Source organism: Roseibium sediminicola (assembly GCF_023156505.1).
Classification (GTDB): domain Bacteria; phylum Pseudomonadota; class Alphaproteobacteria; order Rhizobiales; family Stappiaceae; genus Roseibium; species Roseibium sediminicola.
In genome coordinates this window covers 80,304-100,474 of record NZ_JALNMJ010000014.1, presented here as the reverse complement: position 1 = coordinate 100,474, position 20,171 = coordinate 80,304, and the positions used below count along the sequence as shown (strand labels likewise).

General features: G+C 61.1%; 17 protein-coding genes and 1 pseudogene. 11 read left to right on the top strand and 7 right to left on the bottom strand.

The genetic code is table 11. The features are described 5' to 3' along the window. The first annotated feature begins 2 nt into the window (after window positions 1-2). The gene (gltX, locus tag M0H32_RS19000) at window positions 3-1,364 is read left to right on the top strand and encodes a glutamate--tRNA ligase (RefSeq protein WP_248156736.1); all 1,362 of its coding nucleotides are present in this window, start codon (window positions 3-5) and stop codon (window positions 1,362-1,364) included. On the opposite strand, the gene M0H32_RS18995 is transcribed toward gltX, so the two are convergent. Together M0H32_RS18995 and M0H32_RS18990 are read right to left on the bottom strand one after the other, a co-directional pair. Then, window positions 1,327-2,667, bottom strand: a complete 1,341-nt coding sequence (locus tag M0H32_RS18995; RefSeq protein ID WP_248156735.1) for a DUF2865 domain-containing protein — start codon at window positions 2,665-2,667, stop codon at window positions 1,327-1,329. The two genes, gltX and M0H32_RS18995, sit on opposite strands and share 38 nt — an antisense overlap. A gap of 135 nt (window positions 2,668-2,802) precedes the next feature. Next, window positions 2,803-3,303 carry a MarR family winged helix-turn-helix transcriptional regulator gene (locus M0H32_RS18990; RefSeq protein WP_248156734.1) on the bottom strand — a complete coding sequence of 167 codons (501 nt, stop codon included), beginning with the start codon at window positions 3,301-3,303 and terminating at the stop codon, window positions 2,803-2,805. A gap of 369 nt (window positions 3,304-3,672) precedes the next feature. On the opposite strand from M0H32_RS18990, the gene M0H32_RS18985 reads away from it, so the two are divergent. Both M0H32_RS18985 and M0H32_RS18980 read left to right on the top strand, forming a co-directional pair. Beyond that, window positions 3,673-4,920 (top strand): MBL fold metallo-hydrolase, encoded by a 1,248-nt coding sequence (locus M0H32_RS18985; protein WP_248156733.1) that lies wholly within the window; start codon window positions 3,673-3,675, stop codon window positions 4,918-4,920. 127 nt (window positions 4,921-5,047) lie between these two features. Beyond that, complete coding sequence (locus tag M0H32_RS18980) at window positions 5,048-5,563, top strand: CreA family protein (protein ID WP_248156732.1); 516 nt, start codon at window positions 5,048-5,050, stop codon at window positions 5,561-5,563. A gap of 33 nt (window positions 5,564-5,596) precedes the next feature. Here the strand turns inward: M0H32_RS18980 and M0H32_RS18975 are convergent, their stop codons facing one another. The 3 genes from M0H32_RS18975 to M0H32_RS18965 all read right to left on the bottom strand — a co-directional run bounded on the left by M0H32_RS18975 (window position 5,597) and on the right by M0H32_RS18965 (window position 7,972). Continuing rightward, window positions 5,597-5,938 carry an ArsR/SmtB family transcription factor gene (locus M0H32_RS18975; RefSeq protein ID WP_248156731.1) on the bottom strand — a complete coding sequence of 114 codons (342 nt, stop codon included), beginning with the start codon at window positions 5,936-5,938 and terminating at the stop codon, window positions 5,597-5,599. Window positions 5,939-6,006: 68 nt separating this feature from the next. Further along, the gene (locus M0H32_RS18970) at window positions 6,007-6,195 is read right to left on the bottom strand and encodes a sugar transporter (RefSeq protein WP_248156730.1); all 189 of its coding nucleotides are present in this window, start codon (window positions 6,193-6,195) and stop codon (window positions 6,007-6,009) included. A 142-nt stretch (window positions 6,196-6,337) separates the two neighbouring features. Next, window positions 6,338-7,972: a L,D-transpeptidase family protein gene (locus M0H32_RS18965; protein ID WP_248156728.1), complete on the bottom strand. Its 1,635-nt coding sequence runs from the start codon at window positions 7,970-7,972 to the stop codon at window positions 6,338-6,340. Window positions 7,973-8,282: 310 nt separating this feature from the next. Between M0H32_RS18965 and cysS the strand changes: the two genes are divergently transcribed. The 5 genes and pseudogenes from cysS to rarD form a co-directional block, all read left to right on the top strand. Further along, the gene (gene cysS / locus M0H32_RS18960; RefSeq protein ID WP_248156726.1) at window positions 8,283-9,698 is read left to right on the top strand and encodes a cysteine--tRNA ligase; all 1,416 of its coding nucleotides are present in this window, start codon (window positions 8,283-8,285) and stop codon (window positions 9,696-9,698) included. A gap of 80 nt (window positions 9,699-9,778) precedes the next feature. Next, window positions 9,779-10,345 (top strand): endonuclease domain-containing protein, encoded by a 567-nt coding sequence (locus tag M0H32_RS18955; protein ID WP_345779347.1) that lies wholly within the window; start codon window positions 9,779-9,781, stop codon window positions 10,343-10,345. Continuing rightward, window positions 10,345-10,854, top strand: a complete 510-nt coding sequence (locus tag M0H32_RS18950) for a GFA family protein (protein WP_248156724.1) — start codon at window positions 10,345-10,347, stop codon at window positions 10,852-10,854. Before M0H32_RS18955 ends, M0H32_RS18950 begins: the two co-directional genes overlap by 1 nt. A gap of 27 nt (window positions 10,855-10,881) precedes the next feature. Next, a complete protein-coding gene (gene cimA / locus M0H32_RS18945) occupies window positions 10,882-12,477 on the top strand; it encodes a citramalate synthase (RefSeq protein WP_248156722.1) in 1,596 nt (531 codons plus the stop codon). Window positions 12,478-12,517: 40 nt separating this feature from the next. Next, window positions 12,518-13,309 (top strand): annotated as a pseudogene (rarD, locus tag M0H32_RS18940) (EamA family transporter RarD); the annotation flags it as partial. A 130-nt stretch (window positions 13,310-13,439) separates the two neighbouring features. On the opposite strand, the gene M0H32_RS18935 reads toward rarD, so the two are convergent. After that, the gene (locus M0H32_RS18935; protein ID WP_248156720.1) at window positions 13,440-14,693 is read right to left on the bottom strand and encodes a GGDEF domain-containing response regulator; all 1,254 of its coding nucleotides are present in this window, start codon (window positions 14,691-14,693) and stop codon (window positions 13,440-13,442) included. A gap of 126 nt (window positions 14,694-14,819) precedes the next feature. Then, entirely contained in the window at window positions 14,820-15,455 is a 636-nt protein-coding gene (locus M0H32_RS18930; protein ID WP_248156719.1) for an LOG family protein, read from the bottom strand. Window positions 15,456-15,708: 253 nt separating this feature from the next. On the opposite strand from M0H32_RS18930, the gene M0H32_RS18925 reads away from it, so the two are divergent. The 3 genes from M0H32_RS18925 (at window position 15,709) to M0H32_RS18915 (ending at window position 20,044) form a co-directional block, all read left to right on the top strand. Beyond that, the gene (locus tag M0H32_RS18925) at window positions 15,709-17,526 is read left to right on the top strand and encodes a LysM peptidoglycan-binding domain-containing protein (RefSeq protein WP_248156718.1); all 1,818 of its coding nucleotides are present in this window, start codon (window positions 15,709-15,711) and stop codon (window positions 17,524-17,526) included. 77 nt (window positions 17,527-17,603) lie between these two features. Then, complete coding sequence (locus M0H32_RS18920; RefSeq protein ID WP_345779346.1) at window positions 17,604-18,053, top strand: ArsR/SmtB family transcription factor; 450 nt, start codon at window positions 17,604-17,606, stop codon at window positions 18,051-18,053. Between the two features lie 38 nt (window positions 18,054-18,091). Then, window positions 18,092-20,044, top strand: coding sequence for an ABCB family ABC transporter ATP-binding protein/permease (locus tag M0H32_RS18915; RefSeq protein WP_425607336.1), 1,953 nt, complete (start codon window positions 18,092-18,094; stop codon window positions 20,042-20,044). Window positions 20,045-20,171: the final 127 nt, after the last annotated feature.

Genomic DNA, 20,171 nt, shown 5'->3' with positions numbered 1-20,171 from the left:
CCATGACCGTTACAGTTCGCTTCGCGCCGTCACCGACCGGCCACATCCACATCGGCAACAGCCGTCCCGCGCTCTACAATTGGCTGTTTGCCAAGAAGATGGGGGGCACCTTCATTCTCCGCTTCGACGATACCGACACGGTGCGCTCGAAGCAGGAATACGCCGTTTCCATCGAAAAGGACCTGCGCTGGCTTGGCATCGACCCTGACCGGATCGAGCGCCAGTCGGACCGTCTGGCCAGCTACGATGTCGCGGCACAGAAGCTGAAGGACGCGGGGCTGCTCTATCCGTGCTACGAGACGCCGGAAGAACTGGAACGCCGCCGCTCGCGCCAGCGCGCACTCGGCCGCCCGCCGGTCTATGACCGGGCCGGCCTGAAGCAGACGGACGAAGAGCGGGCCGCGTTTGAGGCCGAGGGCCGCAAGCCCCATTGGCGCTTCCTGCTGCCGAACCATGACGGCGACCCGTTTGCAACCAAACGCACGGATGTTGCCTGGACGGATCTCTGCCGTGGCGACCAGGCGGTTGATCTCGCCTCCATGTCAGACCCGGTGCTGATCCGGGCGGACGGCTCCTATCTCTACACGTTCACGTCTATTGTCGACGACATCGAGATGGGCATCAGCCACATCATCCGCGGTGAGGATCATATTTCCAACACCGGTGTGCAGATTGCTATCTTTCAGGCGATGGACGCAAACCCACCGGTCTTCGGCCACCACAATCTGCTGACGACGCGGGACGGGGAGGGACTCTCCAAGCGCAAGGGCGCCCTGTCGATCGGGTCTCTTCGGGAAGCAGGTCTCGAGCCGATGGCGGTGGCCTCGCTCGCGGTTCTGACCGGAACCAGCCAGGCAGTCGAGCCGCTGGCGTCGATGGCAGCCCTGGTGGAAAAATTTGACCTCACCAGCGTCTCGCGCTCGGCCGCCAAATTCGATCCGGACGAGCTCAAGACGCTCAATGCCCGCCTGGTGCACGAGATGCCCTTTGAAGCCGTCGCCGACCGGCTGGCCGGGATCGGGATCCAACCGAGCGAAGCATTCTGGGAGACCGTGCGCGGCAATTGCGAGACGGTCGCCGATGCCCGCGACTATTGGCAGGTCGTCACCGGTCCGGTGGACGGCCGGATCAACGATGAGGACCGGGAGTTCGTGTCAATCGCGCGCAATTTCCTGCCGGAAGGTGAGATCACGGAAGACAGCTGGGGCGCCTGGACCTCGGCGCTGAAGGCGGAAACCGGCCGCAAGGGGCGGGGCCTGTTCATGCCGCTGCGCCGTGTTCTGACCGGCATGGATCACGGTCCGGACATGAAGGCCCTGCTGCCGCTTATTGGGCGACAAAATATTCTGGACCGACTACCCTGACCGGCGCCTTGCCGTCCGGTACTTCGCGGAACCCGTCGTCGCCGTTCTGAAACACCGGCGCGAAGGCGGCGACGTCCGCATCTTTCGTTTCCGGTCTGGAATGGATTGAGAGTACTGGAAGCCCGTCGCGCAGGTCGTAGCCGGACGCTATGTCGTCCGCACCCTTGCCGATGCGCGCGGCCGCGAGGCTGACATTGGCAGTGACGTCGAAGCCCTTCTCCAGATTGAGCAGCGTGTCGGGGTCCTCGTAGCGCGGCAGCTGCGCGCGGGTGAGCGGTGTCCGGGTGAGCGGAGAGGCCGTCCGGCCTTCATCATCAAAGGTGCTGCCGCGGCTCGGCTGCAGGGTTCGTCTCGGCAGGCCGGCGCTGATATCTGAAATGAACACCCGGTTGCCCGAAACGGTGGTGAGCTCTGTCCAGGACGACTGCCGTTTCGATTGCCGCGCAAGGCGGCAGCTGCAGCCTTCGACAAACTCCGATTTGTACCGGTTGGCAAAGGGCTGCTCAGAATAGAGTTCGCCTGCAAGTGACATCATGTCGGACGGATCGCCGCCAGGATTGCGGTAGACATAGAGTTCTGTTTGCGCAGCCGGGCAGATTTCCGAACAACGGGCTTCGTCATAGGCGAACTGGCGTTTGCCGATCGAATAGCTCACCGGAAAGAAATAGCCGTCACAGGTTCTGACACACAGGGTGCGGAACTTGCCGCCGGACGGCAGGCTGCGCTGCCCCGTTCCGCTGCGTTGCTGCCTCCGGACAGTCGTGATTTCGCGGTCGCCGGCCGTTGCCGAGACCGGTTCCGCACGCGGTTGCGGATTGAACAGGCGCGAGAGCAATGACCGCGGCCTGTCACCCTCAGGAGCATTTTGGCGTTCGGCCTGTCGCGTCGTTGCGGGCGCATTGCAGTTCTGTTTCTTGATCGCAGCGCGCACCTGGCGCAGCCGCTTGCCGGAGCCGCCGCCACTGGACTTGGCCAGTTGGCGTTCAATCGCTTTAAGGTTGGCCCGCATCTTCTTGATTTTGCTGTTCAAGCCGGTGCACTGGCTGGTCGACGAAGAGGCGCAGCCGAAGTAACTCGCGTCGCGTTCCGCCGCGCTGAGCGCCTTTTGCTGCTGACGTTTCGCTGTGCTCCATTTCTGGGCGGCAGGCGACTGGGAGCTGGCACCCGATTCCAGGCGGCGCAATTCGGATGTGAGGCTGCTACAACTGGCGGCTTCTGCCACCTGAGCGCAAAGGAACAGCGCCGCGCCGGTTATCACAGCGCGCGCCAAAATCCCTGATCTGGCGGTCCCGCGAAATCCCATGTCCTGTCCCCAACGGCGCATCCCCACGCCGTGCCGGCAAAAGCCGTTGCATCCAGTATCGCCCTAGCCCCTATCAATAGCAACGAAAGCTCTCACGTTAGGTTAATGGCGGGGGCGTCGCGCTCTAGGGAAATTTCAGCTGTTTTCGTGGGTGCTGGCCGCCCGGTGCAGGCGTGCGAACAGATCATCGAGGAGGGCCTTCTGGTCCGCGGTCAGCGCGTCCTCCAGCTCCTTCGAATAGGCAAGTGCCCGCGGGACGATGTCCTCGTAAACCGCGATGCCGTCAGCGCTCAGCCGAAGCGTCTGTTCGCGTTGGTCCTCCGGATTGGTGACACGCTGCAGGAAGTTCCGTTTCTCGAGGGCGGCGACCGCACGGCTGACCTTTGTCTTGTGCATCGAGGTCGCCTCGCAGATATCGCGCGCGGTCATCGCCTCGTGCTCGCCAAGCGTCGCCAGCACCCGCCACTCCGGAATGCCGATGCCATAACTGTCGGCGTAGATCTTGGAAAAGGATTTGCTGACCGTTTCGGCTAGGTGATTGAGACGGTAGGGCAGGAAGTGGCGCAGTCTCAAGACGGTGTTTTCCCCGGAGACCTTGCCGTTCCGCTCTGCTTTCGAGCCGCCATGTTCGGACATTTGTGTGTTGCACCTTGGAGCTTTGTTAAGCCTGATCGAACTGGCAGAAGAACGCTGCCGCGTTCCGGCCATTTTCTGACACTAGCAAGTATATCCACTTGATAATCGCGGCAATGACAACCCGGCCTGCTACGAAAAATCAGCAAGCCGGAAAGCAAGAATGGCGGAGAGCTTCACCTTTAGCAGTCGAGGAAGGGCGAAAGACAGAAGCTATCTGTTGATAAAAAAGGAATAGTTAAGGATTTCACCGGTGGAAAATTGCGAATCAGGCTTGGAAGCTGAGACGCTACAGTCAACAGAAAAAGGCGTGGCGTTTGCCGTGCAACAAGGTGCAGGCAGTCAGTCAGCTGGCAGGAAGGCGAGACCGCGATGAGCATGATGACAAACGGGTCCGACAGGGATCCGGGCGCAAACGAACAGTTCGAGGAAATCGGACAGGGCTGTTACGCGTTCAGCGCGGATGGCTGCTCGAACACGGGTGTCGTGATCGGCGAGCGCGGTGTGTTGATCATTGATGGTCAGGCGACGCCCGCACTGGCGGAGAAAGTTCTGTCCAGGGTGCGCGCCCTGACCGACAAGCCGGTCAAGTCCGTCGTCCTGACCCATTTTCATGCCGACAACACGCTTGGCGCCTCGGCTTTCGAGCCGGGCGAAGTGATCGCGTCCGATCTGACCCGGCGGATGGTGGAAACGCGCGGCGCCGAGGACATTCTTGTCTCCCGTGAGCGCGATCCGCGTCTTTTTTCAGACCTGCCGTCCGGCAGCACTGTCGCCATGCCGACCATGACGATCGCGTCTTCCATGACGATCGATCTCGGCGGCCTGGAAGTCCGGCTGATGCATCTCGGCCGCGGTCACACGATGGGGGACCTGGTGGTATGGGTTCCCTCGAGCGGTGTGATCTTCGCTGGCGACCTGGTGCAGAAATCCGCGATCCCCTATTGCGGCGACGCTCACCTGGCCGATTGGCCGCGCGCGCTCGATCGCATCACCGCCTTCCGGCCGACAGCGCTTGTGCCGGGGAGGGGACGGGTTGCCAACGGCACCCAGGCGGTTGCCACCGCCATCGAGACCACCCGGGACTATGTCACCACCTTGCGGGATGCGGCGGCCGCCTGCGTCGAGCAGAGACTCGGCCTGAAGGACACCTACCTTGCCGTCAAGGACGCGTTGTCGGCTCGTTTCGCGAGCCGGGACGATTTCGATTTTCATCTGCCGTTGAATGTTGCCCGCGCCTATGACGAGGCACTTGGGCTCGACCAGCCGCAGCTCTGGACCCGGGAGCGGATCGCCGACCTTCAGGATGCACTTGAAGGCACGGCTCCTGCTGTGGCGGAGGCCGGTGACGACACCGAGGTGACGGCGCAGGAACCTACCAATCCAGCCGAGGAGGCTCCGGCGGAAACCGCCGAGGCAGCTTCCGACACCGGTGCAGCCGATCTGGTATCTGACAGCGATTTCGCCGCTTCCCTGGCCCTGGGACCGGAAGACGAAAACGCCGATGACGAAGCCTCCCTCGATCTGGCTTCGGAAGACATCGTCGAGGACAGCGGGGAAGCTGAGCCAGAGCCTGAAAAGGCGGAAGGCGACGGCAAGGTCCTTGAGGACGCGCGCTGACGCCCTGACCGGAACCATTGTTCAAAAACCAACACGCGCCCCTCGGCGCGTGTTTGTTTTTCAAGGAAACGCTTGACCAGGATCCGTCGATCCCCACATGTGGGGCGTCCAAAAACGGAGATTTTTCATGCGATTTCTGACCGCCGCCCTTCTTGGTTTCTCATTGCTGCTGCAGGGAGCAGGGGTCGCTCTTGCGGCGGACGAGCCCGATCTGATCTTCAAGAAATCGACGGTCTGGAAGTTCCTGACCCCGGACCACAAGCTCGCCACCTATGCGATCGACGACCCGCTCGTCGACGGTGTCGCGTGTCATTTCACCGTGCCGGAAAAAGGTGGCGTCTCCGGCTGGCTAGGTGTCGCGGAAGAAGTCTCCGATGTGTCCCTGGCCTGCCGACAGGTTGGCCCGGTGACGATCAAGGAAAATTTCGAGCAGGGCGAGGAAATGTTCCGTCAGCGCCGCTCGTTCATGTTCAAGAAGATGCGTATCGTGCGCGGCTGCGACGCCAAGCGCAACGTGCTGGTCTATCTGGTCTATTCCGACAAGCTGATCGAAGGCAGCCCGAAGAACTCGACCTCGACCGTGCCACTGATGCCCTGGGGCGACCAGCAACCGCCGCGCTGTGGTGATTTTGTGAAGGATTGACGTAAGAGGGGGAAGAGCCGGCGCAGACTGACCTCAGTCCGCGTCCAGCGATTCCAGGTGCCTGGCCACCGGTAGATCGGTCCCGGCGCAGAAATGCTTGTAGAGCATGGCCATCACGTCTTTGACCGGCTCGCTCGCCAGGCGGTAATAGATGGTGGTGCCTTCGCGGCGTGTCGTCACCAGGCCCTGAGCCCGCAGGAGAGCCAGCTGCTGGGACACGGTCGGCATGCGCATGCCGGTTTTTTCCGCCAGTTCGCTCACACAGCGTTCTTCGTCGAGCACGAGACACATCAGCAACAGCCGCGGCGCGGATGCCATCATCTTCAGAAATTCCGCGGCAGATTCTGCTTTGTCTTCAAGCGCTTTGTAGTCCATGAGGCAACCTTGCCAAACTTCCGGTTCATCTGCAAGCTAGCATGAAACACGCTGCTTGCGCGCGCCTTTTATATGCGACCGGCAACCGTGACAATGATGTTTCCGTCGCCGCAGCCCGTGCCGGTGGTCAGGCACATGCCTTTCTGCTGGGCTTCCTGGCCGAAAGCCTGCGTGCCGTCGGTGATCGCGATGATGGCGGCGAACGGGCCGCCCAGGACAAGGGCGAGGAAGATCAGAACAAAGATGCGGTTCAACATGGGGCTCTCCAGATGGCAATCCGTTATCGATTGACTGGAGAATAGGGGTGGGCGCTTGAACCCATGCTGAGTGCCGCGTTCAGGTACCGTTCAGATATCTAAACAGGCCATTTTTTCTTTTGTTTTCATTTTCTTGACTGAATTAGAGGTTCTCTGTCATGGCCGTTCTGAGGGCTTCCAGAAGCACCTTGTCGCGGCCGTAGATGTCTTTTCTGAAATGTGTGGAGCCGTCTTTGTTCATCCAGGCGGTCAGATAAGTCAGGTGAACCTCGATCGGAACCCTGGGTTTGACGACGGTCCGTTCGCCGCTGTCACGGATGGCCTGCCAGTGTCCGGGCGCGACATTGCTGTCGGCCAGAAGCACGTCCGCCAGCTTGAACGGATTGGAGACACGGATGCAGCCATGGCTGAAGGCGCGCTCTGCCTGGCTGAACAGGGATTTGGACGGCGTGTCGTGGATATAGATGTTGAACGGGTTGGGGAACATGAACTTGATCCGGCCGAGCGCGTTGCCGTCGCCCGGGTCCTGTCGCAGCCGGAACGGGAAGTTGCCGCCCGAATAGCTGTTCCAGGCAATCTGGGTCGGCGCGATCTCGCTGTCGCCCTGAAACACCCGGATCTGCTTGCCGCTGAGTGCTCCCGCATTCTGCTTCAGCTTGGGCAGGTATTCCTTGGTGGCGATGGAATAGGGCACGTTCCAGAAAGGATTGATCTCGACATATTCCAGCGTGTCGGAGAAGACCGGGGTGGCGTGATAGGGCTTGCCGACCACGACCTTTGCCGTGTGGATGGTCTTGCCGTTGCGCACGACCTTCAGGTTCTGGTCGGCGAGGTTTGAAAAGACGTAGAAATCACCGAGATCATCCCGCATCCAGCGCCGGCGCTCCATGTTGAGCTCCATCTGGATCAGCTTGTCCTGCAGCGGAATGTTGAGCCGGGCGAGCGTGTTCTTGCCGATGACACCGTCCGTTGCCAGGCCGTGATATTCCTGGAACGTCTTGACCGCCTCCACCAGGGCGCCGTCATAGACCTCGCCGGTGTGGTCGGCGGCTCCCGGGATATCCTCTTCGATCAGCCGCTGTTTCAGGACGGCAAGACGCGGGTCGGTCATGCCCGGCTTGAGCACCTCGCCATCGGGAACCGTTGTGAAACCGCCCGCCGCGGCCTTCTCACGGAATTGTGCCAGGCGCCGCTTGAGCCGGGCGTAATTGTCTGACTGGGGCGCAAGACTGTCCAGGAAGGCGCTGAAGTCCTCGGACTTTTCGGCGTTTTCGAACAGCATCGCCGGTTCCGGGCGATGCGGGAACAGGTTCAGCGCCTTGTTGACCGCATTGGGTTGGACGCGGCCGGAGGAGAGGTGGGTCGCGTAGCGCAGGAACTGGACCGAAAGGTCAATGTCGAACTGCGCCCAGTCCTGTTCGCTGGTTGACGTCTCCGAGCGCTTGATGAAGCCGAGCGGATCGTAATTGTTGGGATTGAGCGCATGTTCGTTGGCAGCGGCCATTGCTGCGATTGCCAAATGGGCGTTTTCAGTGAGGCCGTTCTCGGTAAACCAGATCGGTGCAAAGGCCCGTTTGCCGTAAAAGAGCACAAGTCCGTCCGGGAGATCCGGCGACATAGCCGCCGAGACGGCCTTGGCAATCGGCGTTTCCGGCTCGAGGAATTGAGGCGGTGGGACAACCTGCGTTTCGGCTTGCGTGGTGTCGACTTGTCCGGGCGATTGCTCGGCCTGAAGCGGCGCCGGTGCAAGGACCAGGAGCGCTACCGCGAAGCTCACAAAGGTATTCCGGTTGGACCAAACCCTTCTCATCGGAAATTCCCCCTCTGATTCCCAATTCCCGAAGTTTAGAGGCTTTCCCGTGAGGCGCCAACGCCACAGGCGACCGGATTTGGCGTTTCCTGCCAATTGCAGCCTTGACCGGCTTCCGATTTCCGGTCCATAAAGCCGCCATGATGACGGCCACACGGAACATCATTTCGATCACCATTATTTGCAGCTAGCGACACCGCTGGCTGTGGCCGTTCCCTCTTGGCAAAAATTCCTCTGAGACGGATCGCCCGGCCAGCCGGCCAGGAGACCGTTTGACATGAGCGCCGCTGAGACTGAGAAATCCGGCTCTTTCAAGGGCTTGAAGCTCACCAACACATTGACCCGTGCGAAGGAGGACTTTCGCGCGATCGATGACGGCAATGTGCGTCTCTATGTCTGCGGACCGACCGTCTACGACTATGCCCATATCGGCAATGCCCGGCCGGCGATCGTCTTCGACGTGCTGTTCCGCCTGCTGCGCCATCTTTACGGCGCCGAGCATGTCACCTATGTGCGCAACATCACCGACGTGGACGACAAGATCAACGCAAGGGCGCTGAGGGACCATCCCGACATGCCGCTCAATGACGCCATCGCGCTGGTGACCAAGAAAACCGCGGATCAGTATCACAAGGATATCCGGGCGCTTGGCGTGCTGGAGCCGAGTTTCGAGCCGCGAGCGACCCAGCATATCGAGGGCATGGTCGAGATGATCGCGGCGCTGATCGACAAGGGCCATGCCTATCAGGCGGGCGGCGAGGTGCTGTTCGATACGGCTTCGATGCCCGAGTATGGCGGCCTGTCGAAGCGCAAGCTCGACGAACAGCTGGCCGGCGCCCGTATCGCGGTCGAGGAACACAAGAAAAACCCGGGCGACTTCGTGCTCTGGAAACTGTCCTCCGCCGAGGAACCGGGCTGGGACAGCCCCTGGGGCCGTGGCCGCCCGGGCTGGCATATCGAATGCTCGGTGATGAGCGAGCATCACCTCGGCAAGGTGTTCGACATTCACGGCGGCGGCCTGGATCTGATCTTCCCGCACCATGAAAACGAGATCGCCCAGTCGCGCTGCGCCCATGGCACCAGCGTGATGGCCAATTACTGGATGCACAACGGCTTCCTGCAGGTCGAAGGCCGCAAGATGTCCAAATCCGAGGGCAATTTCTTCACCATCCAGGAGCTCCTGGAAACGGAGAGTTTCGGCGGCCGCAAATGGCCGGGCGAAGTGCTGCGGCTGGCCATGCTGATGACGAATTATCGCGAGCCGATCGACTTCTCGCAACGCAAGCTGGAAGAGGCGGAAAACCTGCTGGCCCGTTGGCCGGACCCGGTCGAAACGCAGGCGCAGCCGGCACCGGAGGTTCTGGAACCTCTGCTGGACGACCTGAACACGTCCGCCGCCATCCAGGCGCTGCATGCGCTCGCCGTGGACGCGGCCAAGGATCCGGCCAGGCTGGAAGTCTATTCCGCCTCGGCGGCGCTTCTCGCGGTCGGCCCGGTCAAGGCGGATCTCTCCGGCATCGACGAAGCCGCCATTCAGGCCGCCATCGGCCGCCGCCTGGAGGCGCTGAATGCCAAGAACTGGTCCGAAGCCGACGAAATCCGCAATGACCTGACATCTCAGGGAATCCTCCTAAAGGATTCAAAAGACTCAGAAACCGGCGAACGCGTGACCACCTGGGAGGTCAAGCGGTGAGGCAATGCCGCGCGGATAGGCTGGATACCCCCCTCTGTCCCTTGCAGGGACATCTCCCCCGCAGGGAGGGAGAGGGGCGTATGCGGCACCGCCGTGCTTTTGAAACTGCTGTTGGTTGGGAAGCGGTCGCATCTTCGGAAGTTCGAACGAAGAAGAAAGCTTTGCCACTTGCTCCCGTCTCCTCCCTTGCGGGGGAGATGTCCGCATCTGCGGACAGAGGGGGGTATACAGCCTTCGTTAAGCGTGCAGAGCTCGAGTGTTTCAACCGAGTTCGCCAAATGCCCCACCGTGAAATCTCAAAACGACTTCGGGCGAATGCCAAAACTTTGCGCTCGGGCATGACGGACGCCGAAAAGCTTCTTTGGCGGGCGATCAGAGCTCACAGGCTGGAGGGCATTTCCTTCCGCCGTCAGATGCCGATCGAAGGCTATATCGTCGATTTCGCCGCTCCTGCGCATCGATTGATTGTCGAACTGGATGGCTCGCAACATGGTGAAGAACGCGGACGTCTGCGCGATGAAAAGCGTGACCAAGTCCTGCACTCCAACAGCTGGACCGTCCTGCGTTTCTGGAATGCGGACGTACTGAGCAATCTCGATGGCGTTTGCCGGAAAATCCTCGAGACTTGCGGCAAGGAGCAGTTCTGATGGTGGAAGAAAAAGGCGTGCATACAGGTGGCTGCCAATGCGGTGCCGTGCGGTTTCGGGTGGACGGCAGGCTCGGCAAGGCGTCGATCTGTCATTGCCGCATGTGCCAGAAGGCCTTCGGCGGCTTCTATGCGCCGCTGGTCAGCGTGGCGGAAGACAGGGACCTGACCTGGACCCGCGGTGCGCCGAGCTATTTCCAGAGCTCCAACACGGTCAAGCGCGGCTTTTGCAGCGCCTGCGGCACACCGCTGACCTATGAGGCGCCGGATGGCGTTGCCCTGGCAATCGGCGCCTTCGATGATGCTTCGAAGATCGCTCCCGTGATTCAATACGGCGTTGAAGGCAAGCTGCCCTATACCGACCACATGGCCGCGATCCCGGCACGTACGACGGAAGACGATTTTCAGGCGCTGGAGTTTCTGGCGTCGATTGTCTCCTACCAGCATCCGGACCACGACACCGACACCTGGCCGCCGGTCACGCCCGGCAATTCGGCCCCATCAGAATAGCGCCTTCAGCGCGACCCAGGAAACGCCATGACCAAGGAACGCCTCTATCTCTTCGACACGACGCTGCGCGACGGCGCGCAGACCAGCGGCGTCGACTTTTCCGTCAACGAAAAGATCGTCATCGCCGAGCTGCTGGAGCGTCTCGGTGTCGATTATGTCGAAGGCGGCTATCCCGGCGCCAATCCGACCGACACGGACTTCTTCGCGGAAAAACGCACCAGGACAGCGATTTTCACGGCCTTCGGCATGACCAAGCGGGCAGGGCGCTCCGCCGCCAATGATCCCGGCCTTCAGCAGGTGCTGTCGTCGAGCGCCGATGCCTGCTGTTTTGTCGCCAAGGCCTGGGACTATCACGTCCGGGTGGCGCTTGGTTGCAGCAACGAGGAAAATCTCGATTCGATCTACGAGACGGTGATCGCCGCGGTCAATGCCGGCAAGGAGGCGATGATCGACTGCGAGCATTTCTTCGACGGTTACAAGGCCAATCCGGACTACGCACTCGATTGCGCCCGCACCGCCTATCATGCAGGCGCCCGCTGGATTGTCCTGTGCGACACCAATGGCGGCACGCTGCCCGACGAGATCTATGACATCGTCACCAAGGTGCAGGAGGTCGTGCCCGGCACGCATCTTGGCATTCACACCCACGACGACACCGGCCATGCGGTTGCCAATTCGCTGGCGGCCGTCGACGCGGGCGTGCGCCAGATCCAAGGCACGCTGAATGGTCTTGGCGAGCGCTGTGGCAACGCCAACCTGATCACGCTGATCCCCACACTGAAACTGAAGGCCGCCTTTGCCGACCGCTTCGAACTCGGCGTCTCGGAGGGCCAGCTCAGGGACATCACAGCGATCTCCCACGCCTTCGACGAGATCCTGAACCGTTCGCCGGACCGCCAGGCGCCCTATGTCGGCGAGACCGCCTTTGCCACCAAGGCCGGGATCCACGCCTCCGCGATCCTGAAGGATCCGCAGACCTACGAACATGTCACGCCGGAAAGCGTCGGCAACCAGCGCCGTGTGCTCGTGTCTGACCAGGCCGGCAAGAGCAATCTGATCGGCGAACTCGCCCGTGTCGGCATCGCCGTCGACAAGTCCGATCCGCGCCTGGACAGTCTTCTGGCCAAGGTCAAGGAGCGGGAAGCGGAAGGCTATGCCTATGAGGCCGCCGACGCGTCCTTTGAACTGATGGCGCGCCGGGAGCTCGGCGAAGTGCCGCGTTTCTTCGACGTCAATTCCTTCCGGGTGATGGTCGAGCGGCGCCACAATGCCATTGGCGACCTGGTCACGGTCTCCGAGGCCGTGGTCAAGGTCGATATCGAGGGCGAGACCCGTATGTCGGTGGCCGAGGGCAACGGTCCGGTGAACGCGCTCGACATGGCGCTCAGAAAAGATCTCGGCAAATACCAGTCCGCGATCGAGGGGCTGGAGCTGATTGACTACAAGGTCCGAATCCTCAACGGTGGCACCGGCGCCGTCACGCGCGTGCTGATCGAAAGCCACGACACCAAAAGCCATCGCCGCTGGTTCACGATCGGGGTCTCTTCCAACATCGTCGACGCCTCTTTCCAGGCTCTGGTCGATTCCATTACATTCGCGCTTCTGAAGGCCGGGATGGCCTGACCGGCTTTGCCGGCTAGTAAAGCGCCAGAAAGGCAATTCAATGTCGCAGACGTTGCCGCAGGCCGAGGCGAACGCCGAGTTTCGCCAGGGGCTGATGTTCGGCCTGGCTGCCTATGGCATGTGGGGTTTTTTCCCTGCCTATTACAAGCTGACTGACACGGTTTCTGCCGATATTGTCGTTTCGCACCGGGTGCTGTGGTCGGTCCTGTTTGTCGGCCTGTTCCTCTATCTGCGCGGCCGCTGGCCGGAAGTGCGCGAGGTCTTCCGCCAGCCGAAGGTGTTGATGGGCCTGTCAGCGTCGGCGAGTTTCATCGCGGTCAACTGGCTGGTCTTCGTCTGGGCGATCGCCAACAACCAGGTCCTCGACGTTTCGCTCGGCTATTTCATCAACCCGCTGGTCAGCATCGTGGTTGGCCTGGTGGTGCTGCACGAGCGCTTGACAATCGGGCAGGCGAGCGCGGTCGTGATCGCCGCCCTGGCGGTGGTCTTGCAGGCCGTGCTCGCCGGGGGATTGCCCTGGGTGTCGCTCGTGCTGGCGGTTTCCTTCGCCGGCTACGGCTATGTGCGCAAGGTCACACCGGTCAAGGCGACGCCGGGCCTGTTCGTGGAAACACTGCTGTTGTTTCCTCTGGCCGTCGTCTACGTGCTCTACAGCCTGAGCCTGGGGGACGACGCGCTCGTTCTCAACGATCCGCCGGTACTGCTCGCGCTCGCGGGCACCGGCATCGTCACGGCGCTGCCGCTGATCTGCTTTTCTTCGGCGGCGCGCCGGCTGCCGCTCTTCATGATCGGCCTGATGCAGTATATCGCGCCCTCACTGCATTTCCTGATGGCGGTCTATGTCTGGGGAGAGCCGCTAGACCAGACCAAGCTGATGACGTTCCTGATGATTTGGGGCGCGCTGGTGATTTTCACCTATGACAGCTGGCGCAGGTACCGGCGCCAGGCCTGATCTCAAACCGTCAGCCGGTCGCGACCAACTGGCCGCGGCCCGTGCGCTTGGCAGCATACAGGCGGTGATCGGCGAGTTTCAGGGCGTCACCAAAGTGGTCGGGGTCCAGCTCCGCAAGACCTATGCTGGTCTTCATCAGATGTTCTTCGCCATCATGGCGGACCGGCGAGGCCTGGATCGAATCCAGAAGGTTCTGGAGACCCTCGATGACATCCTCTTCGCTCCTGTCGCAGAAAACGACACAGAATTCGTCGCCTCCCAGGCGCGCAACCACATCGTTGCCCCTGGCGAGCTTTTTCAGATGCTGGGCGAAGCTGGTCAAAACCGCGTCGCCGAAATCATGCCCGAGCGTGTCGTTGATGCCTTTGAAGGAATCGAGATCCATGAGTGCAAGCCAATGCTTGTGGCCGTCGGACGCCTGCCATTTCTTGATCGACTTGGAGGCCTCGTCCAGCAGGAAGCGGCGATTGTAGAGGCCGGTCAGGGCATCCTGCATCGCCATGACATTCAGCTCTTCGATCCGGTATATGTAATCGAGGTTCTGGGACACGCGCAGGAGCAATTCTTCCGGTGAGCAGTTCTTGTCGACAAAGTCACCGGCGCCGTATTTCAAGAACCGAACCCGATTGTCGGAATTGGCGAAGGAGGACATGCCGATAACGCCGACTTTTTCCGGATCATGCACCCGCCGAACGGCCTTCAGAAACGCGAAGCCGTCCTTGTCCGGCATGAAATAATCCGCCAGCACAAGCTTGATGTCCTTGTGATCCTTCAGGGTTTGCAGGGCCTCGTCCGTCGAGGCAGCCTGATAGACCTTGTAGAGATGCTTGGAGACAATCCTGGAAATCGCGTCGCGTTCAACGTTGGAATCGTCCAGGACAAGGACACCGATTTTCGGGTTCTGCGCGAGTTTGCGGATCAGCTCCGCCACATAATTGAGGCTGCCGGGCGAATCCTTGAGCACATAGTCAATCACCCCCTTTTTCAGCATCTTGCCGCGGGTATTAGGGTCGAAACGGCTGGTGAAGACGATGGTCGGAATATTGAACTTTTCACACAGATCGACGATTTCACCGTCCGGTGCGTCCGGCAGTGTGAGATCGACAAGCGCGAGATCCGGCTCGCCGATCGGCAGGTTCAGGCAGTTTTCCGCTTCCTCGTAACTGCGGGCAACCATGATCTGGTGACGGCCGACTTCATGCAATTTTTTGACGATCGCTTTTTCGAAAAAAGCTGCATCCTCAACCAGAAGGGTAGTTTGCATGGAGCATGCCTGTTCTTGTCAGATTTACCGTGACCGTACTATCCAATCCTGACAACTTCAATTTGATTAAGGTCAAATATTCACAAACTAAGTGACAGTTTCGAAGAAGTGTTTCCCGGCAGATGGTTATAGGTTGTCCATCGATGCGGCTTCCCCTTGGGAAGGTGCTGCCTCGCCGCAGATTGCCTGCCGCAGCATGGGCAGGATGTCATCTGTTTTTCTGGCGACAAGATAGGGCACTTCCGTGTCCGGCCGGATGTAACCTTGCGCGCGCATATGGTCGAGCAACTCCAGAAGCGGCGACCAGAAACCGTTGATATTGGCCAGCACGACCGGTTTGCGGTGCTGGCCCAGTTGAGCCCAGGTCATCATCTCGACGGCTTCTTCCAACGTGCCGATACCGCCGGGCAAGGCAATAAAGGCGTCCGAGCGCTGAAACATCAGATGTTTGCGCTCATGCATGTCGGCCGTGATCACCAGATCCTCGAGCGATTGCAACATGACTTCGCGTTTTTCCAGGAAACGCGGAATGATTCCCGTCACCTGTCCGCCCGCTTCCAGCGCGGCATTGGCAACCGTGCCCATCAGGCCGACGGAGCCGCCGCCATAGACAAGGCGCAGACCCGCCTCGGCAATGAGCTGGCCGAGGCGGTAAGCCTCGGCTTCGTGGGAAGCATCGGATCCGAAACTCGAACCGCAATAGACGCAGACGCTTGTGAGCTGTTTTTGAGAGACCGTATTCATGACGCAAAGATGTGGCATTCACTTCCCTGCAAGGTCAAGCATTCTGTTTGAAAGGCTTAAGGCCAGGTTTTCTTGCCGCGCCCCAAAAACGGCGCTATGCATGAGGCACGCTTGGAATGCGTGCCGGTGGCAAGAGCAATGACCTTGGACCGCGGGCACCTAAGAACAGCGTCTACCGGCTGCCGGGCAGGGGGCTGAACGGACCGGTGGGCACAGGGGAACAGTCAGGAAAACACGCCGGACCACCGGCCGCTTCCTCACAGGAAAAACAATGAACAAAAAAACACTCGCTTGGACCTTGATCGTGGCTGTACCGGTCGGAATTGCCGCCCTCGTGACAGCCTATATCTATCGCGATACCGGAAAACTGCCGTTCCAGAAACCAGCGGAAACCGTCACGGCACCGGAAGTGGCAACAGACGGCACACAGACGGCTGCCAGCACTGAAACACCGGCTGGGTCCCAGGACCAAACGACCGAAGCCAATGCCGGCTCGGGCGACGCTGCCACTGCCCCCGCCGCAAAAGGGCCGAGCTTTGACGTGGTCGGTGTTGAGCCGACGGGTGAAACCGTGGTGGCCGGCCGCTCGGACGCGGGCGCGATCGTCGCTCTGACCGCGAACGGCAAGGTCGTCGGCAAGAGCATTGCCAACGAGGCCGGCGAGTGGACCATCATTCTCGACGAGCCGTTGAAGCCAGGCGACTACGATGTCGGTCTCGAAGTGCATGATGAAGCCGGTGCGCCCCTCGCCAAGTCGGAAGAGCATGTGGTCGTGTCGCTGCCCGAAGGCGGCAAGGAGCAGCCGCTGGTGGTGCTGAACACGCCGGAAGGGCCATCCGACATTCTGCAGAAGCCCGCGACGGAACAGCAGGTCGCCGCGGCCGAACCGGCACCGCAGGCACAACAAACTGCTGCCGCCGGCACACCTGAGAAAAAGGCCGGCGCCGACGAAACGGCTACAACGGCTGCCAAGCCTGATGAGACCCCGTCCGAAGCGACCGGGTCAAAACAGACTGCCGCCCAGGAACCGGCGCCGACCACAGGCACAGAAGAGACCCAGGTCGCCGCCGCCCCGTCGAATGAAGGCGCGGCTACCGCGCAGTCTGCCGCCTCATCCGAACAGGCAAGCACTGCCGCCAGTGCCGAGGCACCGGCGGCCACCGAAACCAGTGCGGAAACAGCTGCGGCGGCCGCTGCTGCCGACGCACCCGCATCCGGCGCGACCACGGAATCGACCCAAGTCGCAGCCGTTGAAGCCGCGAGCACGACCCGGTCGGTCGCTCAAGGTGCCAAACCTGACGGGCAGGCCGGCGGCACCGAGGCCGCTGCAACGCAGGAAGTCACCCAGCCGGTGGCGGATGAGGCCGGAACGGCTGCTGTCGAAACGGCAGCGGCGAGCGATGCCCAGCCGGAACCGAGCGCGCTGGCTGCACAGGATGTTGCTGCGGCACCGGCAGCGGAGAGCGAGACTCAGGCAACTGAAGCAGCACCGGCTGTGACCGCCGAAGCCGCACCGGCGCAGGCCGCCCAGCCCGCGCCCGCTGAGCCGACCGTTACCGTTGAAGCCGTGGAATCGGAGAAGGACAAGGTCTATGTCGCCGGAACCGGAGAACCGGGCTCGTCCGTCCGGGTCTATGTCGGCGATGATTTCCAGGGTGAGGCGCAGGTCAATTCCAGTGGCAAGTGGCTGGTTCAGGGCTCCAAGAACATCTCGGAAGGAAATGTGGAGGTGCGTGCGGACCTGATCGCGAAAGACGGCAATACCGTCGATGCCCGCGCTGCCGTCACCTTCGAGAAGGAGCAGGACAAACAGATCGTGCTCACCAAGGTGATCGCCAGCGGTGCCAGTGGCGGGACGGACGGCCAGGGCGCTGAAGTCAAGAAGGCTCTGCCGGTGGTGATCATCCGCAAGGGCGACAATCTCTGGCGCATTTCGCGTCGTCTTTACGGTCATGGAGTGCGTTACACGACCATCTATCAGGCCAACCAGGAGCAGATCCGCAATCCGGATCTGATCTATCCGGGGCAGGTTTTCCTGACACCGGAAGGCGACCTGAACTGGAAGCCTGTCGACGGGAGCAACGGCTAGGTCGGCGATTAGAAATCAGGCAAAGAGGGCAGAAAGCTGAAAAGGCTTTCTGCCCTTTTTCATGGCACCCTTGTTTTTTGGATGATTCATCGCATATCAACGATGAAACAACTTGTCGTGAATGGAGAAACCGCCGGATGAGCGGGACGGACGTGTCTGAAAAACAGACCAGCGAAACAAGCGGATGCTGTCTGTCGTCCTGTGAGGAGCTGGCCGCGGTTTTCCGGGCGCTCGGTCATCCCGCACGCTTGGCGATTGTCAAACAATTGGCAGCCCGCAAGGAAGCCTGCTGCGGGGAAATCGTCAATCATTTGCCGCTCGCGCAGTCGACGGTATCCCAGCATCTGCAAGTGCTGAAGGATGCAGGCCTGCTGATCTGCGATACCCGTGGCCGCAACTGCCACTACCTTTTGAACCAGGACAAGCTGGTCCAGGCAGAACAATGGGCTGGGGACTTCTGGGATGTCCTGAAGTCTCAACTGGCGGAATGCACCGCCGGCGCGGCAGCGGCAGACGACAAGAAATAAGCCTCAAACGGCCGCGCTTCGCGGCCTGGAGATGATGTGTGACAGATCAGACAGCCACCTCGCCGCAAAAGACGCCGGCCGCGGGCAGCCAATCCGATAATCCCCAAATTCGCAAAGCCGTCAGCGCCGACGAAGGCAGCACGCTGACGACGCTTGCCAATCTGTGGCCCTATATCTGGCCGTCGAACCGGCCGGATCTGAAGAATCGGGTGCTGCTTGCCATCTTCGTCCTGGTGATCGCGAAATTCGTCACTGTGCTGTCGCCCTATTTCTTCGCCTGGGCCACGGACGCGCTGACAGGCGAGGGCGCGGACCTGCCGGCCTTTCTGGTCGCGCCGATCATGCTGGTTCTGGCATACAATGCGGCCCGCGTAATGGCCGTCGCCTTCAACCAGCTGCGCGACGCCCTCTTTGCCCGGGTCGGCCAGCATGCGGTGCGCCAGCTGGCCAACCTCACATTCCGCCATTTGCATCAGCTGTCCCTGCGCTTCCATCTGGCGCGGCGCACCGGCGGGCTCAGCCGGGTGATCGAGCGCGGTGTCAAGGGCATTGAATCGATTGTCCGCTTCACCATCCTGAACGGGTTTCCGACGGTTCTGGAATTCGCCATCATGGCGGCGGTGATCTGGTATCAGTTCGGCTTTTTCTACGTCGTTGTCGTCGCGGTGATGATCGTTGCCTATGTCTGGTTCACCATCAAATGCTCCAACTGGCGCATCGGCATTCGCCGGGAAATGAACGAGAGCGACACCGACGCCAATTCCAAGGCCATCGACAGCCTGCTCAATTTCGAGACGGTCAAGTATTTCGGCAATGAGAAAATGGAAGCCGAACGCTTCGACGTTTCCATGGCCAAATACGAGACAGCCGCAACCAAGACCTGGACATCGCTCGCCTGGCTCAACCTTGGCCAGTCGGTGATCCTCGGCATCGGCATGGCCGTCTGCATGGCGCTGTCCGCCCGGGCGGTGTTGGCGGGTGAACAGAATATCGGCGATTTCGTGCTGATCAACGCTCTGTTGATGCAGATCTCGATTCCGCTCAATTTCATCGGCTTTCTCTATCGCGAGATCCGGCAAGGCCTGGCGGATATCGAATCCATGTTCGACCTGCTGCTGGTTCCGGCCGAAATCAAGGACAAGCCGGGCGCCGGCGATCTGCAGGCCGTGGAAGGCAAGATCGCCTTCAAGGATGTGCGCTTTCATTACGACCCCGACCGGCCGATCCTGAAGGGCATCGACTTCGAGGTCCCGGCTGGCAAGACGGTCGCCATTGTCGGCCCGTCCGGGGCGGGCAAGTCCACCATCTCGCGGCTTTTGTTCCGCTTTTACGACGTCACCGACGGCGCCGTTGAAATTGACGGCCAGGACGTGCGCGACGTCACCCAGGAAAGCGTACGCCACGCCATCGGCATGGTGCCGCAGGACACGGTGCTCTTCAACGACACCATCGCTTACAACATCCGCTATGGCCGCCCGGACGCCAGCGAAGAAGAGGTTCGGGAAGCCGCGCGCATGGCGCAGATCCACGACTTCATCGAAAAGCTGCCACAGGGCTATCAGGCGGAGGTCGGCGAGCGCGGTCTGAAACTCTCCGGCGGCGAAAAGCAGCGTGTCGCGATCGCCCGCACCATCCTGAAAGCGCCGCCGATCCTGATCCTGGATGAGGCGACGTCCGCGCTCGATACACATACCGAGCGCGAAATCCAGTCAGCGCTGGACGAGGTCTCGCAGAACCGCACCACGCTTGTCATCGCCCACCGCCTGTCGACTGTGGTCAACGCGGACCAGATCATCGTTCTGGAAGCCGGCGAGATCGCCGAGCGCGGCACCCATCTGGAACTGCTCGACAAGGGTGGCCTCTATGCTTCCATGTGGGCCCGCCAGCGCGAGGCGGACGAGGCCGAGGAACGGCTGCGCGCCGCCCGCGAAAACGACGATCTGGGCATTATCAAACGTGGCCAGACGGCCGACTACGTACCGGCGAAGTAGGGGCTCCAATCAAGATTGAAAAAGAAAGCCGGCCCGAAGCGGGCGGGCTTTTTCGCGCGAGCACGCAACTCGCAAATGTCATCCCCGACGCAGCGCAGCGAAGATCGGGGACCCAGGACTCCCGGGC

Bases quoted from the DNA above. Each gene is read 5' to 3' on its own strand.
- M0H32_RS18975 (WP_248156731.1), bottom strand. From the start codon at position 5,938: ATGGACTACAAAGCGCTTGAAGACAAAGCAGAATCTGCCGCGGAATTT.
- cysS (WP_248156726.1), top strand. From the start codon at position 8,283: ATGAGCGCCGCTGAGACTGAGAAATCCGGCTCTTTCAAGGGCTTGAAG.
- M0H32_RS18955 (WP_345779347.1), top strand. From the start codon at position 9,779: ATGCGGCACCGCCGTGCTTTTGAAACTGCTGTTGGTTGGGAAGCGGTC.
- cimA (WP_248156722.1), top strand. From the start codon at position 10,882: ATGACCAAGGAACGCCTCTATCTCTTCGACACGACGCTGCGCGACGGC.
- M0H32_RS18985 (WP_248156733.1), top strand. From the start codon at position 3,673: ATGAGCATGATGACAAACGGGTCCGACAGGGATCCGGGCGCAAACGAA.
- M0H32_RS18980 (WP_248156732.1), top strand. From the start codon at position 5,048: ATGCGATTTCTGACCGCCGCCCTTCTTGGTTTCTCATTGCTGCTGCAG.
- M0H32_RS18995 (WP_248156735.1), bottom strand. From the start codon at position 2,667: ATGGGATTTCGCGGGACCGCCAGATCAGGGATTTTGGCGCGCGCTGTG.
- gltX (WP_248156736.1), top strand. From the start codon at position 3: ATGACCGTTACAGTTCGCTTCGCGCCGTCACCGACCGGCCACATCCAC.
- M0H32_RS18950 (WP_248156724.1), top strand. From the start codon at position 10,345: ATGGTGGAAGAAAAAGGCGTGCATACAGGTGGCTGCCAATGCGGTGCC.
- M0H32_RS18990 (WP_248156734.1), bottom strand. From the start codon at position 3,303: ATGTCCGAACATGGCGGCTCGAAAGCAGAGCGGAACGGCAAGGTCTCC.
- M0H32_RS18970 (WP_248156730.1), bottom strand. From the start codon at position 6,195: ATGTTGAACCGCATCTTTGTTCTGATCTTCCTCGCCCTTGTCCTGGGC.
- M0H32_RS18935 (WP_248156720.1), bottom strand. From the start codon at position 14,693: ATGCAAACTACCCTTCTGGTTGAGGATGCAGCTTTTTTCGAAAAAGCG.
- M0H32_RS18930 (WP_248156719.1), bottom strand. From the start codon at position 15,455: ATGCCACATCTTTGCGTCATGAATACGGTCTCTCAAAAACAGCTCACA.
- M0H32_RS18925 (WP_248156718.1), top strand. From the start codon at position 15,709: ATGAACAAAAAAACACTCGCTTGGACCTTGATCGTGGCTGTACCGGTC.